This window comes from Pseudomonas sp. Leaf434, from assembly GCF_001425545.1.
Classification (GTDB): Bacteria; Pseudomonadota; Gammaproteobacteria; order Pseudomonadales; family Pseudomonadaceae; genus Aquipseudomonas; species Aquipseudomonas siliginis.
In genome coordinates this window covers 1,153,065-1,171,212 of record NZ_LMQZ01000001.1, presented here as the reverse complement: position 1 = coordinate 1,171,212, position 18,148 = coordinate 1,153,065, and the positions used below count along the sequence as shown (strand labels likewise).

Annotated in this window: 11 protein-coding genes; 8 read left to right on the top strand and 3 right to left on the bottom strand. The window is 62.2% G+C overall.

The annotated features are described in order from the left end of the window. Positions 1 to 72: 72 nt before the first annotated feature. Together ASG55_RS05235 and rlmKL are read right to left on the bottom strand one after the other, a co-directional pair. Positions 73 to 2,457: a sensor domain-containing diguanylate cyclase gene (locus tag ASG55_RS05235; protein WP_056784179.1), complete on the bottom strand. Its 2,385-nt coding sequence runs from the start codon at positions 2,455 to 2,457 to the stop codon at positions 73 to 75. A gap of 144 nt (positions 2,458 to 2,601) precedes the next feature. Further along, entirely contained in the window at positions 2,602 to 4,872 is a 2,271-nt protein-coding gene (rlmKL, locus tag ASG55_RS05230; RefSeq protein ID WP_056784176.1) for a bifunctional 23S rRNA (guanine(2069)-N(7))-methyltransferase RlmK/23S rRNA (guanine(2445)-N(2))-methyltransferase RlmL, read from the bottom strand. Between the two features lie 530 nt (positions 4,873 to 5,402). Here rlmKL and rmf point away from each other — a divergent pair. Beyond that, positions 5,403 to 5,618 carry a ribosome modulation factor gene (gene rmf / locus ASG55_RS26165; protein ID WP_003223300.1) on the top strand — a complete coding sequence of 72 codons (216 nt, stop codon included), beginning with the start codon at positions 5,403 to 5,405 and terminating at the stop codon, positions 5,616 to 5,618. A gap of 300 nt (positions 5,619 to 5,918) precedes the next feature. Here rmf and ASG55_RS05225 read toward each other — a convergent pair whose 3' ends face one another. Next, complete coding sequence (locus tag ASG55_RS05225; protein ID WP_056784173.1) at positions 5,919 to 6,938, bottom strand: quinone-dependent dihydroorotate dehydrogenase; 1,020 nt, start codon at positions 6,936 to 6,938, stop codon at positions 5,919 to 5,921. A gap of 218 nt (positions 6,939 to 7,156) precedes the next feature. Here ASG55_RS05225 and ASG55_RS05220 point away from each other — a divergent pair, with 218 nt between their 5' ends. The 7 genes from ASG55_RS05220 to ASG55_RS05190 all read left to right on the top strand — a co-directional run bounded on the left by ASG55_RS05220 (position 7,157) and on the right by ASG55_RS05190 (position 18,137). Further along, a complete protein-coding gene (locus ASG55_RS05220; RefSeq protein WP_056784170.1) occupies positions 7,157 to 8,368 on the top strand; it encodes a CmpA/NrtA family ABC transporter substrate-binding protein in 1,212 nt (403 codons plus the stop codon). 15 nt (positions 8,369 to 8,383) lie between these two features. Beyond that, positions 8,384 to 8,959 carry an ANTAR domain-containing response regulator gene (locus tag ASG55_RS05215; RefSeq protein ID WP_056784167.1) on the top strand — a complete coding sequence of 192 codons (576 nt, stop codon included), beginning with the start codon at positions 8,384 to 8,386 and terminating at the stop codon, positions 8,957 to 8,959. 431 nt (positions 8,960 to 9,390) lie between these two features. Continuing rightward, complete coding sequence (locus ASG55_RS05210; RefSeq protein WP_056784165.1) at positions 9,391 to 10,602, top strand: nitrate/nitrite transporter; 1,212 nt, start codon at positions 9,391 to 9,393, stop codon at positions 10,600 to 10,602. Between the two features lie 7 nt (positions 10,603 to 10,609). Then, the gene (locus tag ASG55_RS05205) at positions 10,610 to 12,283 is read left to right on the top strand and encodes a bifunctional protein-serine/threonine kinase/phosphatase (protein ID WP_056784160.1); all 1,674 of its coding nucleotides are present in this window, start codon (positions 10,610 to 10,612) and stop codon (positions 12,281 to 12,283) included. Positions 12,284 to 12,658: 375 nt separating this feature from the next. After that, positions 12,659 to 15,112, top strand: a complete 2,454-nt coding sequence (gene nirB, locus ASG55_RS05200; RefSeq protein ID WP_056784156.1) for a nitrite reductase large subunit NirB — start codon at positions 12,659 to 12,661, stop codon at positions 15,110 to 15,112. Then, positions 15,109 to 15,426: a nitrite reductase small subunit NirD gene (nirD, locus tag ASG55_RS05195; RefSeq protein WP_041479130.1), complete on the top strand. Its 318-nt coding sequence runs from the start codon at positions 15,109 to 15,111 to the stop codon at positions 15,424 to 15,426. Before nirB ends, nirD begins: the two co-directional genes overlap by 4 nt. Next, positions 15,426 to 18,137: a nitrate reductase gene (locus ASG55_RS05190; RefSeq protein ID WP_056784153.1), complete on the top strand. Its 2,712-nt coding sequence runs from the start codon at positions 15,426 to 15,428 to the stop codon at positions 18,135 to 18,137. Before nirD ends, ASG55_RS05190 begins: the two co-directional genes overlap by 1 nt. Positions 18,138 to 18,148: the final 11 nt, after the last annotated feature.

Below are 18,148 nucleotides of genomic sequence, written 5' to 3'. Positions count from 1 at the left end.
GAGCAGGCTCGCTCCCACAGAAAATCAGCGCCAGGTCCCCTCTGCCCCACAGGGTCAGGTGTCAGGTTCGAATCAGCACATCTCCCGCTCAACCCGATCCCGGCCATTCTGCTTCGCCGCGTAGACCCCTGAGTCAGCGCGCAGCAACAAGGCATCTGCGCCCTCCCCCGGGCGCCAGCTGGCGATGCCGAAACTCGCGGTGACCAAGCCGACCACGTCCACCGGCGCGCCGCGCAAACCTTCCCACAATTCCCTCGCCAGCATGTAGGCGTGTTCACCGTCGATGTCCGGGCACAGCACCATGAATTCTTCGCCGCCCAAACGGCAGAATACGTCGGTGCGGCGCAAGCGATGGCCGATCCGCTCGCAAACTGCTTGCAGCACGCGGTCGCCGACGGCGTGGCCGAACTGATCGTTGATGCGTTTGAAGTGGTCGATGTCGAGCATGATCACCGACAACTCACCGCCGCCACGCTCAACCCGGGCCATTTCGGTGGTCAGGCGTTCCTGGAAATAGCGGCGATTGTGAATGCCGGTCAGCGAATCGGTGATCGACAACGCGCGCAATTCTTCTTCCACGCGCTTGAGATCGGAGATATCCGAGATGTAACCGTGCCACAGCACCCCGCCGCCCGGCAGTTCTTCAGGCGTCGCCTCGCCGCGCACCCAGCGCAGGCCGCGTTCAGGCAGTTGCACGCGGTATTCCTCGCGCCACGGGCTGAGGTTTTCCGCCGATTCGCGGATCGAGCTGCGCACGCGAATCGCATCCTGCGGATGAATGCGGCTGAAAATCGCCTCGGAGTCGAGCAGCAGCACATCCGGCTCCAGCTCGTAGATCTCGCGGATGCCATCGCTGGCGTAGATCACGCTGAAGCGTCCGTCGAATTCCATTTTGAATTGGTAAATGCCACCGGGAACATGGGCGCTGAGCTTCTTCAGCAACGTGTCGCGTGCTGCCAGCACTTCGTGCACGCGTTTGCGCTCGGTGATGTCGATGCAGATCGCCAGATGACCGACCCACAGGCCTTGCTCGTCAAGCACCGGCGTGGCGAGCATGTTCACCGGCAGATGACTGCCATCGCTGCGCACCAGGGTCCATTCGCGTGCTTCATGACCGCCGACTTCGCCGCCCTCGACCAGCATCGCGTGGCAGGTCGGAATGCTTTTGCCGTAGCGCGCGCTCAGCTCCGCCGAACGCGCCGCCAGCTCCCGGGGTAAATGCAGGTTCTCCAGGGTCATGCGCCCGACCACTTCGGCGCTGCTGTAGCCGAGCATTTGCTCGGCGCCGGGGTTGAAGGTGTTGATCACGCCGCGCAGGTCGGTGGCGATGATCGCGACCTGAGTGGCGGCATTCAGCACGCCGCGCAACTGACCGTGGGTGCCGCGCAGTTCCTGCTCGCGCTCGTGCAATTCCTGGGTGCGCACCTCGACCAGCCGCACCGCGCGCTGGCGCTGGCTGACCAGCACGTAAAGCAAGGCGCTGAGCAATGCGCTGAGCAAGCCGCCAAGAATGATCACGCTGCCCACCGACGAATGGTTGGCCTGCATGAACGCTTCGCTCGGAAGGATATCGACCTGATAGTCGTGGTCGGCCATGCGCAGCAAGCGCGTCGCCGCCAGATCGCCGGTCACCGCCTCGTTGCTCGATTCGAACAGCGCCTCGTGCTGATCCTGGGTCGACAGGTCGAGAATGCGCACCGACAGGTAATCGTGCAGGGCATCGGGCAAACCGTCGGCGAGCAACTGGCGCATGCTGATCACCGCCATCACATAGCCGAACGGCTGCGACTCTCCAGCGCGACTGACCGGCGCCAGTAGCAACACCCCACGCGCGTAGGACGGCTCAATCCCGACCAGGTGCATCGGTTGCGACACCGCCATGCTGCCGAGCTGGTCGGCGCGTTGCAGGGTTTCGCGGCGCAAGGGTTGGGCGAGCAAGTCATAACCCAGTGGTGGCGCCAATCGGCTTTGGGTCTGGGTGTACAGCACCGGCACATATGCGTCGCGCGCTGCCGCCAGTTGCAGCTCGCCATTGGCGTCGAGCTCGCGAATGGTGAAGTTGCTCAGGCCTTCGTCACGCACCTGCTGTTCGAACGCGGCGCGTTCGGCACCACTGACTCTCGGGGCATAGGTATAGGCTTGGGTGCGCAGCAATAAAGGGCGGGAGTAGCCGTCGAATTCGGCGCGGGACACCGATTCGGAGTTGGCGAAGAACCGGCGCAGACTATCGAGACGTTGCTCCTGGTCCTGAAAACGTTCGGCGATACGGCTGTAGCGTTCGTTGGCCAGCAGTTGAAAGCGCTGACGCGATTGTTGCTGAAACTGGTTGAAGGTGCCCCACGCGAGCAGCCCGGTGAGAATCCCGCCGGCAAGCAACACCAGCAAAGCGACCAGCCAGGCTGAGACGTCTTCACTGATGAAACCGAGGATTTTCGGGCGCACGGGGTGCAACGGCATAAGCACGACTCACTCCGCCAGATTCACGGGAAAACCCCATTGGCGGTGTGTGAGTTATAGCTATTAGCCACTAATTTAGCCAGCACCGCTGGATCCACCGAGCCGTTAAAAATCAAGGCTCTGTGGATCCAACCAGTGAAAGCGTCAACGAGCCGTGATTTTCCAGGCGCGGTGGATCTTGGTATTGCGGGCGAAATCCGGATCAATGGTCTGCGCACTGATTTCCTCGACCGCATAACGCTCGGCGAGGTTTTCCTCCAACTGGAACTTGCGGAAGTTGTTGGAGAAATACAGCACGCCACCCGGTGCCAGCCGCGCCATCGCCAAGTCGATCAACTGCACTTGATCGCGCTGTACGTCGAAGATGCCTTCCATGCGCTTGGAGTTGGAGAACGTCGGCGGGTCGATGAAGATCAGGTCGTATTCGTCACGGCTGCTTTCCAGCCACGCCATCACATCACCCTGCTCCAGACGATTCTTGTCCGAGAAGCCGTTCAGCGACAGGTTGCGTCGCGCCCAGTCCAGATAGGTTTTCGACAGGTCGACGCTGGTGGTGCTGCGCGCGCCGCCCTTGGCCGCGTGCACGCTGGCGGTCGCGGTGTAGCAAAACAGATTGAGGAAGCGTTTGCCGGCCGCCTCTTTCTGAATGCGCATGCGCATCGGCCGGTGATCGAGGAACAGGCCGGTGTCGAGGTAATCGGTGAGGTTGACCAGCAGCTTCACGCCACCTTCATTGACCTCGACGAACTTGCCCTGCGCAGCCTGACGCTCGTACTGCTTGGTGCCGCTCTGCCGCTCGCGGCGCTTGACCACCACGCGGTTCTTGTCGACGTTCAACGCCTGCGGAATGGCCGCCAGCGCATCGAACATGCGCGCCGAGGCTTTTTCCGGGTCGATGGATTTCGGCGCGGCGTATTCCTGAACGTGCACCCAGTCGTGGTACAGGTCGATGGCCATCGCGTATTCCGGCATGTCGGCATCATAGACGCGGTAGCAATCGATGCCTTCGCGCTTGACCCACTTGCCCATCGCCTTGAGATTTTTCTGCAAGCGATTGGCAAACATCTGCCCGCCTTCGCTCAGGCGCGGCTGTTCGATCACTGGCGCCGGGGCTGGCGTCGGCTTGATCGGGTTGCCGTTCTTGTTGAACTTGCGCTCTTGCGGCTCGTCCGGGGTCTGGTCGTAAGCCGTTTGCTCGCGCTCGGCCTGGCGCTGTTCCGGGGTGCGACGTTCGCCAGTGACGAACTGATCCGGCAGAACCTTGATCAGCAGCAGTTTGCACGGCAGCGCGCCGTTCCAGAACGAATACTGCTTATGGCTGCGGATACCCATGCGCTTGCCTAGATCCGGGGCGCCGGTGAACACCGCCGCTTCCCAGTTCAGGCAGGCCTGACGCAGACGCTCGCCCAGATTCTGGTAGAGATACAGCAGGCTGGCTTCGTCACCGAGACGCTCGCCGTACGGCGGGTTGCAGATGACCAGACCTTTCTGGTTCTGATCCGGGCGCGGCTCGAAGGTCGCCACTTCGCCCTGGTAAATATTGATCCACTCGCTGAGGCCGGCGCGCTCAACGTTATTGCGGCCTGGCTGAATCAGTCGTGGATCGGCTTCGTAACCGCGAATCCACAGCGGCGGTTTGGCCAGACCGGCGGCGGCACGCTCGACGGCTTCTTCGTGGAGTTTTTTCCACAGTGCCGGCACGTGACCGAGCCACGCGGTAAAGCCCCACTGCTCGCGACGCAGGTTCGGCGCCATGTCGGCGGCGATCATCCCCGCTTCGATGAGAAACGTACCGACACCGCACATCGGGTCAGCCAGCGCGCCGCCCTCGGCAGCAATACGCGGCCAACCGGAACGAATGAGGATTGCCGCCGCGAGGTTTTCCTTCAGCGGCGCGGCGCCCTGCTGCAAGCGATAGCCGCGCTGGTGCAGGCTGTGGCCGGAGAGGTCGAGGGAGAGAATCGCTTCGCCGCGATCCAGACGCAGGTGAATGCGCAGGTCCGGGTTGAGCTTGTCGATGGATGGACGATCACCCTGTGGCGTGCGCAGTTTGTCGACGATGGCATCTTTGACTTTCAGCGCGCCGAAGTGGGTGTTGTCGATGCCCGAGCCGTGGCCGCTGAATTCGACGGCCAGGGTGCCGTCGCTGAGCATGTGATCCTGCCAGTCGATGTCGAGCACGCCGTGGTAGAGGTCTTCGGCGTCCTTCATCGGGAAACGCTTGAGCACCAGCAACACACGGTTGGCCAGACGCGACCAGAGGCACAGGCGATAAGCGGTTTCCATGGTCGCCATGCCACGCACGGCGGAGGTGTGCTCGCGCGCTTCTTCAAGGCCAAGCCCGACGGCTTCCTCGATGAGCAGGCCTTCAAGGCCTTTGGGGCAAGTGAGGAAGAGTTCGAAACGATCGGACATGGTAATTCCAGAGCCTTTGGCTAGTGGGCCGGCAACGCATTGCCGACCCGGTTTTCAATCAGGCGCTTTTCTGAAAGAGCGCCCGCGTGGCACGAAGGTGTGCCGTTCCATCCCCGCTGCTCGGGTTAAAAGAGCTTAGATGCCGGGACAGATAAAAAAGTTGGTGAAACAAAAAGACTGAAAGCGACCCTTCGTCGAATATTACCCAAGCGCAAACGTGGGTCATTCTCACTAAAGGATTAACCCCCTGAGTCAGCGGGGCGCCGATCATACCGGGGTTTGCGCAATGAACGTTGAATAAATACGCGGTTACTTATTGCCATAGCATCCTTTACGTTACGTGCTTATGACAAAACGATCATTCCCTCGGTGTGACTCATTGGTTAGAACTGAACACAGGTTGACGTCGCAACGGCGTCAACACCTTGGCTCGCCACGCCGGCAGCGAGCCGCACGATGGCAGGTTTTTTCTGCCAGACCTCAATTGAGGTCAACGCGACACTACAGTCAACAAGTGAGGGAAACACCCTATGAGAAGACTTAAGCGTGATCCGTTGGAAAGAGCATTTTTGCGCGGATATCAATATGGCGTTGGTGGCAAATCCCGTGAGCTTTGCCCATTTACTCTACCGTCGGTACGTCAAGCCTGGATCAACGGCTGGCGAGAAGGACGCGGCGACAACTGGGACGGTATGACCGGCACTGCGGGAATCCACAGACTCAACGAACTTCACGCCGTCGGCTGACACAGGGCATTTATTCCGACACGACAATCTGAATTTGCATTGAATTAACCACGCACGTCCCTCCCGGACGGCGGGCTACGGCCCAGGGGCTCCTTCGAGGAGCCCTTTTTTATGCCTGCAAAAAGGGTTAACCGGGATCCACGTGGCGAGGGGATTTATCCCCGCTCGGCTGCGCAGCAGTCGCGAAGTCCGAATTTCAATTTACCTGGCGTATCAATGTGCAAGGCTTTGGGGCTGCTGAGCAGCCCAGCGGGGATAAATCCCCTCGCCACAAAGGCTCCGACAAGTCCTCGGCAATCCTCAGCGCAACGCGGCGATGGCGTCTACCGATTCACGAATCAGCGCCGGGCCTTTGTAGATGAAGCCCGAATAGATCTGCACCAGGCTTGCACCGGCCGTGATCTTCTCCGCCGCGTGTTTGCCCTCGGTAATCCCGCCCGCAGCAATGATCGGCAAACGCCCGGCCAATTCGCCCGCCAGCACCTTCACGGTATGGGTGCTCTTTTCACGCACCGGCGCACCCGACAGACCGCCCGCCTCGTCACCATGCTCCATGCCTTCGACGCCGACACGGCTCAGAGTCGTATTGGTGGCGATCACCGCATCCATGCCGGTTTCGATCAACGCCTGGGCGACCTGCGCAGTTTCTTCGTCGGTCATGTCCGGCGCGATCTTGATCGCCAGCGGCACATGCTTGCCGTGACGCAGAGCCAGTTCGGCGCGGCGCGTGGCCAGGTCCGCGAGCAATTGTTTGAGCGAGTCGCCGAACTGCAGGCTGCGCAGGCCCGGGGTGTTTGGCGAGCTGACGTTGACGGTGACGTAGCTGGCGTGGGCGTAAACCTTGTCCAGGCAGATCAGGTAATCATCCACCGCGCGCTCGACCGGGGTATCGAAGTTCTTGCCGATGTTGATGCCCAGCACGCCTGTGTATTTCGCCGCAGCGACCCGCGCCAGCAGGTTATCCACGCCGAGGTTGTTGAAGCCCATGCGATTGATGATCGCCTCGGCTTCCGGCAGGCGGAAGATGCGTGGTTTCGGGTTGCCCGGCTGCGGACGCGGGGTCACGGTGCCGATCTCGACAAAACCGAAACCCAGTTGCGCAAAGCCGTCGATGGCCGCGCCGTTCTTGTCCAGACCTGCCGCCAGCCCTACCGGGTTCGGGAACTCCAGGCCCATGACGGTCACCGGCATTTTCGCCGGAGCCTTGCACAGCAAGCCGTTGAGGCCCAAACGTCCACCCGCGCCGATCAGATCCAGCGACAGATCGTGGGAGGTTTCCGGGGAAAGTTTGAACAACAGCTGACGGGCCAGGGTGTACATGGGCGGCAATGACTCGGGCGGCGAAAAGAGGCGGCGATTATAGCCGGGCATCGTCCCCCGGCGCGAGGCGCCTGCGCGAATCAGGCGACTGGCATATGCCTTGCACCACCCCTCCCATCAGTCTGCCGACCAATGACGGCGCGCAGGCCAGGACAATGGCGTCGTCCCCGGGTTTCGCCTGCGCAGAATCCGGGACGACGTTTTTTTTGAGGTAGCGTATGAACGAAACGTCCTTGGGGCCTTTGGCCTGGGTCAATGGCAGCGATGCGCCGGAGAAGAGCGCGATCAATCTCGGCTTCATGGCGCTGAGCGACTGCGCCTCGGTGGTGGTCGCCGCCACCCAGGGCTTCGCCCAGCCCTACGGCCTGACGCTGAACCTCAAACGTCAGGCCTCATGGGCCAACCTGCGCGACAAACTGGTCAGCGGCGAACTGGATGCCGCGCACAGTCTGTACGGGCTGATTTATGCGGTGCACCTGGGCATCGGCGGCGTCGCCCCGACCGACATGGCGGTGCTGATGGGCCTGAACCAGAATGGCCAAAGCCTGAACCTGTCCCATGGTTTGCAACAGGCTGGCGTGAACAGTCCTGAAGCGCTCGATCGGCACGTGCACCAAAGCCGCGCAAAACTGACCTTCGCCCAGACCTTTCCCACCGGCACCCATGCGATGTGGCTTTATTACTGGCTGGCGAGCCAGGGCATTCATCCGTTGCAGGACGTCGACAGCGTGGTCGTGCCGCCGCCGCAAATGGTTGCGCACCTGCAAGCCGGGCGCATCGACGGCTTTTGCGTCGGCGAACCGTGGGCGGCCAGCGCCGTGCAGCAGAATCTCGGTTTCACCATGGCGACCAGCCAGAGCATCTGGCCCGACCACCCGGAAAAAGTCCTCGGCTGCACTCGCGAATTCGTCGAGCAATACCCCAACACCGCGCGGGCGCTGGTCATGGCCATCCTTGAGGCCAGTCGCTTCATCGAAGAAAGCCCGGAAAACCGCCGCAGTACCGCGCAATTACTCAGCGCCGCCGAATACCTCGACACCCCCGCCCCGTGCATCGAGCCGCGTTTCATGGGGGATTACGCCGATGGCCTCGGCAATCGCTGGCAGGACCCGCATGCGCTGCGTTTTCACGGCGGTGGCGAGGTCAATCTGCCGTACCTCTCCGACGGCATGTGGTTCATGACCCAGTTTCGTCGCTGGGGTCTGTTGCGCGAGGATCCGGATTATCTGGCCGTAGCCCGCCAGGTTCAGCGTCTGGATCTGTATCGCGAGGCCGCCAGCGCTGTCGGTGTTGCGACTTCGTACGCAGACCTGCGCAGCAGCCAGTTGCTCGACGGCAAGGTCTGGGACGGCAGCGACCCGGCGGGTTATGCGCGCAGTTTCAAACTGCATGCCCTGAGCGACACCGCCCCCCTTCTCGCCCAGCGCTGACAGGAGACCGCGAACATGTTGCGCATTCTGCTGATCAACGACACCGCGAAAAAAGTCGGACGCCTGAAAGCGGCGCTGACCGAGGCCGGCTTCGAGGTAATCGACGAGTCCGGCCTGACCATCGACCTGCCGGCGCGCGTCGAAACGGTGCGCCCCGACGTGATCCTGATCGATACCGAGTCACCGAGCCGCGATGTCATGGAGCAAGTGGTGCTGGTCAGCCGCGACCAGCCCCGGCCGATCGTGATGTTTACCGACGAACATGACCCGGGGGTGATGCGTCAGGCGATCAAGTCCGGGGTCAGTGCCTACATCGTCGAAGGCATTCACGCACAACGGTTGCAGCCGATTCTCGACGTGGCGATGGCGCGCTTCGAGAGTGACCAGGCTTTGCGCGCGCAATTGCAGGCGCGCGATCAGCAACTGGCCGAGCGCAAGCGCATCGAACTGGCCAAGGGGTTGCTGATGAAGATGAAGGATTGCAACGAGGAACAGGCCTACACGCTGATGCGCCGCCAGGCGATGAGCCGCCAGCAGAAGCTGATTCAGGTGGCGGAGCAGATCATTGCCATGAGTGAGTTGCTGGGCTGAAATTTTCGCTGCAAATCAAGAGCCCCTCACCCTAGCCCTCTCCCGGAGGGAGAGGGGACCGACCGCGTTGTCTGGCGCTGTCCGCCGACCTGAACGACCGAGTCGATTATGGATTCACTCGAAATCGTTCAGATCGGCAAATGATTCGGCCATCCCCCGCTCGGTTCCCTCTCCCTCTGGGAGAGGGCTAGGGTGAGGGGCTTTTGCTTTTCAGCTGTTGGCACAAATCTCGCTAAGTAAACCGCACAGGTAACCAACGGCGGTTGCCCCACCTACGACAAAGACGTCGCTCACCCCGTTCGCCCCTCGGCGAATCAGGTAGCGGCGTTTTTGCGTTTTGGCCCCACAGAACGGGGCCGGTGGTGCGGCCGTGAGGCGCTCCACCTGCTGTGCATGACTCCTTTCGAGACTCTTTTCAGCCGAGGTGCGCGATGAATTCAAGCTTCTGGAAATCCGGCCATACCCCGACCCTGTTCGCGGCCTTTCTGTATTTCGACCTGAGCTTCATGGTCTGGTACCTGCTCGGCCCGCTGGCGGTGCAGATTGCCGCCGACCTGCACCTGACCACCCAGCAACGCGGCCTCGTCGTCGCCACGCCGATTCTGGCCGGCGCGGTGTTGCGCTTCGCCATGGGCATGCTCGCTGATCGCTTGTCGCCCAAGACCGCCGGGCTGATCGGCCAGGTCATCGTCATCTGCGCGCTGTTCGGTGCCTGGAAACTCGGCATCCACAGTTATGAACAGGCGCTGATCCTCGGCCTGTTCCTCGGTATGGCCGGCGCGTCGTTCGCCGTGGCCCTGCCGCTGGCCTCGCAGTGGTACCCGCCAGAGCACCAAGGCAAAGCCATGGGCATCGCCGGTGCGGGCAACTCCGGCACCGTGTTCGCCGCGCTGCTGGCGCCAGTGATTGCCGCCGCGTTCGGCTGGAGCAATGTCTTCGGGTTTGCCCTGATCCCGCTGGTCCTGACTTTGGTGCTGTTCGCCCTGTTGGCAAAAAACGCCCCGCAGCGGCCAAAACCGAAAGCCATGGCCGACTACTTCAAGGCCCTCGGTGATCGCGACAGCTGGTGGTTCATGTTTTTCTACAGCGTCACCTTCGGCGGCTTCATCGGCCTGGCCAGCGCCCTGCCCGGTTACTTCAACGATCAATACGGTCTGAGCCCGGTGACCGCCGGCTACTACACCGCTGCCTGCGTGTTCGGCGGCAGCCTGATGCGGCCATTGGGTGGCGCGCTGGCCGACCGCTTCGGCGGCATTCGTACCTTGCTGGCGATGTACACCGTCGCTGCCATCTGCATCGCAGCGGTGGGCTTCAATCTGCCAAGTTCCTACGCGGCGCTGGCGCTTTTCGTCTGCACCATGCTCGGCTTGGGCGCCGGCAACGGTGCGGTTTTCCAACTGGTGCCGCAGCGTTTTCGTCAGGAGATCGGCGTGATGACCGGGCTGATCGGCATGGCCGGCGGAATTGGCGGCTTCGCCCTGGCGGCCGGCATGGGCGCGATCAAGCAAAGCACCGGCAGCTATCAACTGGCGCTGTGGTTGTTCGCCAGCCTCGGCGTGCTGGCATGGTTTGGCCTGCACGGCGTCAAGCGTCGCTGGAGAACCACCTGGGGCTCGGCGGCGGTGACGGCGGCGCGGGTCTGAGGCCCCAATGGCCCTGCAACTGAGCTTCGCCGAAGCCAGCGCCACCGGCCCGCGCGCGGAGAATCAGGACGCCCTGCGTTCAGTGACACCGGCGCCGGCACTGGCGGTGAGCAAGGGTTATCTTTTCGCCATCGCCGACGGCGTCAGCCAGTGCGCCGATGGCGGCCTCGCCGCGCGTTCGACCTTGCAGGCCCTGGCGCTGGACTACTTTGCCACGCCGGAAACCTGGAGCGTGGCCCAGGCGCTGGATCGCCTGCTGCTCGCGCAAAATCGCTGGCTGCAGGCCAACGGCGGCGGGCAACCGCTGCTGACCACGGTCAGCGCGCTAGTGATGCGCGGTCGGCGATTCACCCTCGCCCATGTCGGCGATTGCCGGGTCTATCGCTGGCACGCCGAGCGCTTGCAGCGCATCAGCGAGGATCACGTCTGGGAGCAACCGGGCATGCAACACGTGCTCAAACGTGCGCTCGGGCTCGATCAGCATCTGGTCCTGGATTTCCTCGACGGCGAACTGCGTGAGGGCGAAAGCTTCGTGCTGCTCAGCGACGGCATCTGGTCGACCCTGGGCGATACCGCGATCGCGGCGATTCTGCGTGATCAAGCGGATCTGCCCAGCGCCGCGCAAACCTTGGTCAACGCCGCGCATCTGGCCGGCAGTCAGGACAACGCCAGTGCCCTGCTGGTGCGCGTCGATGCGCTGGGCGAAGCGAGCATTGGCGATGCGCTGGTGCAATTGCAGCAATGGCCGCTGCCGCCAGCGCTCAAACCCGGGCAAGCGTTTGAAGGATGGCAGGTGCAAGGCATCATCGGCCAGAGCCAGCAATCATTGCTGTATCGCGTGCTCGATAGTCAGGGCCAGCCTTGGCTGTTGAAAACCTTGCCGACGCGGCTGGCCGACGACCCGCAAGCCGGGCAGGCGCTGCTGTCCGAGGAATGGTTTCTCAAGCGCGTGGCCGGCCGGCATTTTCCGCAAATCCATGCCTGCACTCAGCGTCAGCATTTGTATTACGTCATGCGCGAATACGCCGGGACGACGCTGGCCGAAATTTTTCAACACAGCGGCCCGTTGCCACTGGCGCAGTGGCAGGACATCGCCGAGCGGCTATTGCGCGCGGTCGGGCTGCTGCATCGGCGGCAGATTCTGCACCGCGACATCAAACCGGAAAATCTGTTGCTGGGGGATGACGGCGAGCTGCGCCTGCTGGATTTCGGCCTGGCTTATTGCCCGGGATTGTCGGAGGACGCGCCGTCGACCCTGCCGGGAACGCCAAGTTTCATCGCCCCGGAAGCGTTTCGCGGCGAGTCGCCAAGTGCGCAGCAGGATTTGTATTCGGTGGGCGTCACCCTGTATTTCCTCCTCACCGGGCATTTCCCCTACGGCGAAATCGAAGCGTTTCAACGGCCCCGATTTGGCGTGCCGGTGAATGCCAGTCGCTATCGCCCGGACTTGCCGGACTGGCTGGCGCAAAGTCTGGAACGCGGCGTCGCCGCCGATCCGCAGCAACGCTTCGAAACCGCTGAAGAGTGGCTGCTGGTGCTGGAACAGGGTGAGCGGCAAAGTTTGAGTGTGCGGCCCCGGCCTTTACTCGAGCGAGAGCCGTTAAAGGTCTGGCGGACCATGGCGTTGGTGGCGTTGCTGGGGAATGTGGTGCTGCTGGTTTTGTTGTTTCATCAGCCCTGAAAAGATCGCAGCCTTCGGCAGCTCCTACAGTTGGTTGCGTACACCTGTAGGAGCTGCCGAAGGCTGCGATCTTTTGATCTTGCGCTCCAAAAAAGCGCAACACGCCTCGAGAAAGTGCATCGAGCCAGCTCCAATCGGGCAAAAAAACCAGCAATTGCGGCGCCATAACAAGTTGGCACAACCACTGCATTACCCTTTTCACCATACATAAAGCCCAACCTTCAACGACGAAGGCTGCGCTTCCCGAGAGAACGGGACCAGGACAAAGGCGTCCTCGCTAGGCAACTAGCGGGACGCCTTTTTTTGTTTGCGCAAAATTTGTCGAGCAAGGCCCGACGGCCCACCAGAGGCCAGCCGCAGCTCCCGGAGAACCTGATGAAAAAACTCAAACTGGTGATGATCGGCAATGGCATGGCCGGGGTCCGTACCCTGGAAGAACTGCTCAAGCTGAGCGACGAGCTCTACGACATCACCGTCTTCGGCGCCGAACCGCACACCAACTACAACCGCATCCTGCTGTCGCCGGTGCTAGCCGGTGAGCAGACCTTCGAAGAGATCGTGCTGAACGACCTCGACTGGTACCTGGAAAACAACATCAAGTTGCTGCTCAACCGCAAAGTGGTGGAGATCGACCGGGTCAAACGCCGAGTGATCGCCGAGGACGGCACCGAAGCCGAGTACGACCGTCTGCTGATCGCCACCGGCTCGACTCCGTTCATCCTGCCAATCCCCGGCAACACCTTGCAGGGCGTGATCGGTTATCGCGACATCGCCGACACCCAGGCCATGATCGACACCGCCAGGACCCACAAGCACGCCGTGGTCATCGGCGGCGGTCTGCTCGGCCTCGAAGCGGCCAACGGCCTGATGCTGCGCGGCATGCACGTGACCGTGGTGCACCTCGGCGAATGGCTGCTGGAGCGGCAGCTGGACAAGACCAGCGGCCAGCTTCTGCAATCGGCGCTGGAATCCCGTGGCCTGCATTTCCGCCTGTGCGAACAGACCCAAGCCCTGCATGACGCCGGCAATGGCCGGGTCGGCTCGGTGCAGTTCAAGAACGGCGACATCATCCCTGCCGACCTGGTGGTGATGGCCGCCGGCATTCGCCCCAACACTGAGCTGGCGGAAAAGGCCGGCATCCCCTGCAATCGCGGGATTCTGGTCAATGACACCCTGCAAACCTACGACCCGCGCATCTACGCAATCGGCGAATGCGCCAGCCATCGCGGCATCGCCTACGGTCTGGTCGCGCCGCTGTTCGAACAAGCCAAGGTCTGCGCCAATCACCTCGCGCAACTGGGTTTCGCTCGCTATCAGGGTTCAGTGACCTCGACCAAATTGAAAGTCACCGGCATCGACCTGTTCTCCGCCGGCGACTTCATGGGCGGCGAAGGCACCGAAACCATCACCCTCTCCGACCCGATCGGCGGTGTGTACAAAAAACTGGTGATCAAGGATGACGTGCTGGTTGGCGCCTGTCTGTACGGCGATACGGCAGATGGCGGTTGGTATTTCCGGCAGATTCGTGAGAATCACGCCATCGGCGAGATCCGCGATCACCTCATGTTCGGCGAAAACGCCCTAGGCGACGTAGGACATCAGGGCCAGGACAAAGCCATGGTCATGGCCGACAGCGCCGAAGTGTGTGGCTGCAACGGTGTCTGCAAGGGCACCATCGTCAAGGCGATTCAGGAACACGGCCTGTTCAGCGTCGACGAAGTGAAGAAACACACCAAGGCTGCCAGCTCCTGCGGTTCCTGCGCCGGTCTGGTCGAGCAAATTCTGATCAATACCGTGGGCGGCGCGGCGGACGTCAAACCGAAAAGCGAAAAAGCCATCTGCGGTTGCAGCGACCTCAACCACGGGCAGATTCGTCAGGCGATCCGCCAGGAACACCTGCTGACCATCGCCGAGACCATGAGTTACCTGAACTGGCGCACGCCCAATGGCTGCGCGACCTGTCGCCCGGCGCTCAACTACTACCTGATTTCCACCTGGCCGGGCGAGGCCAAGGACGATCCGCAATCGCGCCTGATCAACGAACGCGCACACGCCAACATTCAGAAGGACGGGACCTATTCGGTGGTGCCGCGCATGTGGGGCGGCGTGACCAATCCATCGGAACTGCGGCGGATCGCCGATGTGGCCGACAAGTACAACGTGCCGATGGTCAAGGTCACCGGCGGTCAGCGCATCGACTTGCTGGGGATCAAGAAGCAGGATCTGCCCGGCGTCTGGAGAGACCTCGACATGCCGTCCGGCCACGCCTACGGCAAATCCATCCGCACGGTGAAAACCTGCGTTGGCAGCGAGTTCTGCCGTTTCGGCACGCAGAACTCGACGCAACTGGGCATCGAGCTCGAGCACGACCTGTTCAACATGTGGTCGCCGCACAAGGTGAAGCTGGCGGTGTCCGGTTGCCCACGCAACTGCTCGGAAGCCGGCATCAAGGACGTAGGAATTATCGGCGTCGACTCCGGCTGGGAGATGTACATCGGTGGCAACGGCGGGATCAAGACCGAAGTCGCCGAGTTCTTCGTCAAGCTCAAGACCGCCGAAGAAGTCCGCGAATACAACGGCGCGTTCCTGCAGCTCTACCGCGAAGAAGCCTTCTACCTCGAACGCACCGTGCATTACCTGCAACGGGTCGGCATGGAGCACATCAAGAAGAACGTGCTCGAAGACGCCGAGCGGCGCAAGGCCCTGAACGAGCGGCTGCAATTCTCCCTGTCGTTCGAACAGGACCCGTGGAAGGAGCGCCTGGCGCAGCCGCAACTGAAGAAAGAATTCGACGTGATCCCCGTGAAAAACCTGGAGGTGCCGGCATGAACTGGCTCGATATCTGTGCGCTGGAAGAGATCAACGCCCTCGGTTCGCGGATCATTGCCGGACCGAAAGGTGACATCGCGATTTTTCGTACAAGCGACGACGAGGTTTTCGCCCTCGATGATCGCTGCCCGCACAAGGGCGGCCCGCTGTCGCAAGGTCTGATCTATGGCAAGCGCGTGGCCTGCCCGCTGCATAACTGGCAGATCGACCTCGCAACCGGCGAAGCCCAGGCGCCGGACATCGGCTGTGCGCACCATCATCCGGCGCGGGTCGAGAATGGCCGGGTGCAACTGGCCCTGCGGGACGCCATCTGATGAACCGCCAGACGACCGCCTCGACCTGCTGTTACTGCGGGGTCGGCTGCGGCGTACTGATCGAGCATGACGGCGAGCGCATCCTCGGCGTCAGCGGCGATCCGGCGCACCCGGCCAACTTCGGCAAACTGTGCAGCAAAGGCTCGACGCTGCACCTGACCGGCGACCTCGCCGCCCGCGCCTTGTACCCGGAACTGCGCCTGGGCAAAGGCCTGGCGCGCAGCCGTACTGACTGGGATACCGCCCTCGACCACGCGACCAATGTGTTTGCCGAAACCATCGCCGAACACGGCCCGGACAGCGTGGCGTTCTACATCTCCGGACAGTTGCTCACCGAGGACTATTACGCCTTCAACAAACTGGCGCGGGCGCTGGTCGGCACCAACAACATCGACAGCAATTCGCGGCTGTGCATGTCCTCGGCGGTGGTCGGTTACAAACGCAGCCTCGGCGCCGACGCACCGCCGTGCAGTTACGAAGACCTGGAGCTGAGCGACTGCGTGATGATCGTCGGCAGTAACATGGCCTACGCCCATCCGGTACTTTTCCGTCGGCTGGAGGAAGCCAAATCCCGTCGCCCGCAGATGAAAGTCATCGTTATCGACCCACGTCGCACCGACACCTGCGATTTGGCTGACCTGCATCTGGCGATTCTTCCCGGCACCGATGTCGCCTTGTTCCATGGGATTTTGCATCTGTTGCTGTGGGAAGACTGGGTCGATCGCGATTTCATCAAGGCGCACACCGAAGGCCTCGCCGAACTCAAGACGCTGGTCCGCGATTACACCCCGCAGATGGTTGCGCAACTGTGCGGCATCAGCATCGAGCAACTGCAGCAATGCGCAGAATGGGTCGGCACTGCGCCGAGCTTCCTGTCGCTGTGGTGCATGGGCCTGAATCAGTCCACCGCCGGCAGCGCAAAAAACAGCGCGCTGATCAATCTGCACTTGGCCACCGGGCAAATTGGCCGTCCCGGTGCAGGACCTTTCTCCCTGACGGGTCAGCCAAATGCCATGGGCGGGCGGGAAACCGGCAGTCTGTCGAATCTGCTACCGGGCCATCGCGATGCCGCCAACCCGGAACATCGCGCCGAAGTGGCGGCGTACTGGGGCGTGGAGAGCTTGCCCGAGGCGCCGGGCCTGAGCGCCATCGAACTATTCGAAAGCGTGAGTAGCGGCAAGATCAAAGCGCTGTGGATCGCCTGTACCAACCCGGCGCAATCGATGCCTGATCAGAGCGCAGTACGCGCAGCGCTTGAGGCCTGCCCTTTTGTGGTGTTGCAGGAAGCCTTTCGCACCACCGAAACCGCAGCGTTTGCCGACTTGTTGTTGCCCGCCGCCAGTTGGGGCGAGAAGGAAGGTTCGGTGACCAACTCCGAGCGGCGCATTTCCCACGTGCGCAAAGCGGTTGTCGCACCGGGCGAAGCGCGGCCGGACTGGGCGATCACGGTGGATTTCGCACAGCGTCTGGAGAAACGTCTGCGTCCTCGGCAGCCAAGTCTGTTCGCTTTCGATCAGCCTTCGCAGTTGTTTGATGAATTCAAACTGCTGACCCAAGGGCGAGACCTGGATCTGTGCGGAATCAGTCATGCCTTGATCGACGAGATCGGTCCGCAGCAATGGCCCTTCCCTGCCGGCGCCCGGCAAGGCACCACACGACTCTACGAAGACGGCGTCTTTCCTACGCCTAGCGGCCGCGCGCAATTCATTGCCGATCCTTATCGCGCCGCCAAGGAACAACGCGACGCGCGCTTCCCGCTGACTTTGATCACCGGTCGCCTGCGTGACCAGTGGCACGGCATGAGCCGCACCGGCACCGCCGCGCAATTGTTCGGCCACGTCAGCGAAGCCGTGCTGAGCCTGCACCCGGACGAAATGCGGCGGCACCGCTTGCAGCCCGGCGATCTGGTCAATTTGAAAAGCCGCCGTGGCGCGGTGATTGTTGCGGTCGGCAGCGACGACAGCGTGCGTCCGGGCCAAGCGTTTCTGCCGATGCACTGGGGCGATCGCTATCTCAAGGGCGGTGTTAACAAGCTGACCTTGCCGGCGTTTGATCCGCTGTCCAGGCAACCGGAGCTCAAACACGCCGGCGTGCGTCTGGAGGCAGTCAACCTGCCGTGGCAATTGTTCGCCTTGATCGAGGGTGATGTTCAGCGGCATTTCGAGACGCTACGACCGCTGTGCGAGGCGTTTTCCTACGTCAGCCTCAGCCTTGTCGGGCGTGAGCGGCCAGCGTTGCTGATACGTGCTGCACACGCTGAGGCGCCCGATCCACAGCTGCTGGGCGAGATCGACCAGTGCCTCTCGCTGCTGGATGGCCCGGTTCTGGCCTACGACGACCCTCGCCGAGCCATCGGCAAGCGGGTGCGTATCGAAAACGGCCGTATCACTGCGATTCGCCTCGCCGGCGAAACCCTGGCGCAACACTGGCTGCAAAGCCTGTGGCTGGAGGGCCGTGCCGACCAACAACTGCGGCGCTGGCTGCTCGCGCCGATGAGCGCGCCGCCGGGCACTGTCGGAGCGATCGCCACCGACAAGACCTTGTGCAATTGCGAAAACGTCAGCCTCAACGCAGTCTGCGCCGGCATTCGCCAGGGCCTGGATCTGCAAGGCCTGAAAAACAATCTCCGATGCGGCACGCAATGCGGTTCCTGCGTGCCGGAAATCAAGCGTCTGCTGGCTGCCGAAGCGCGGCCGGTCGCGGTCATTTAACGAGGACAACA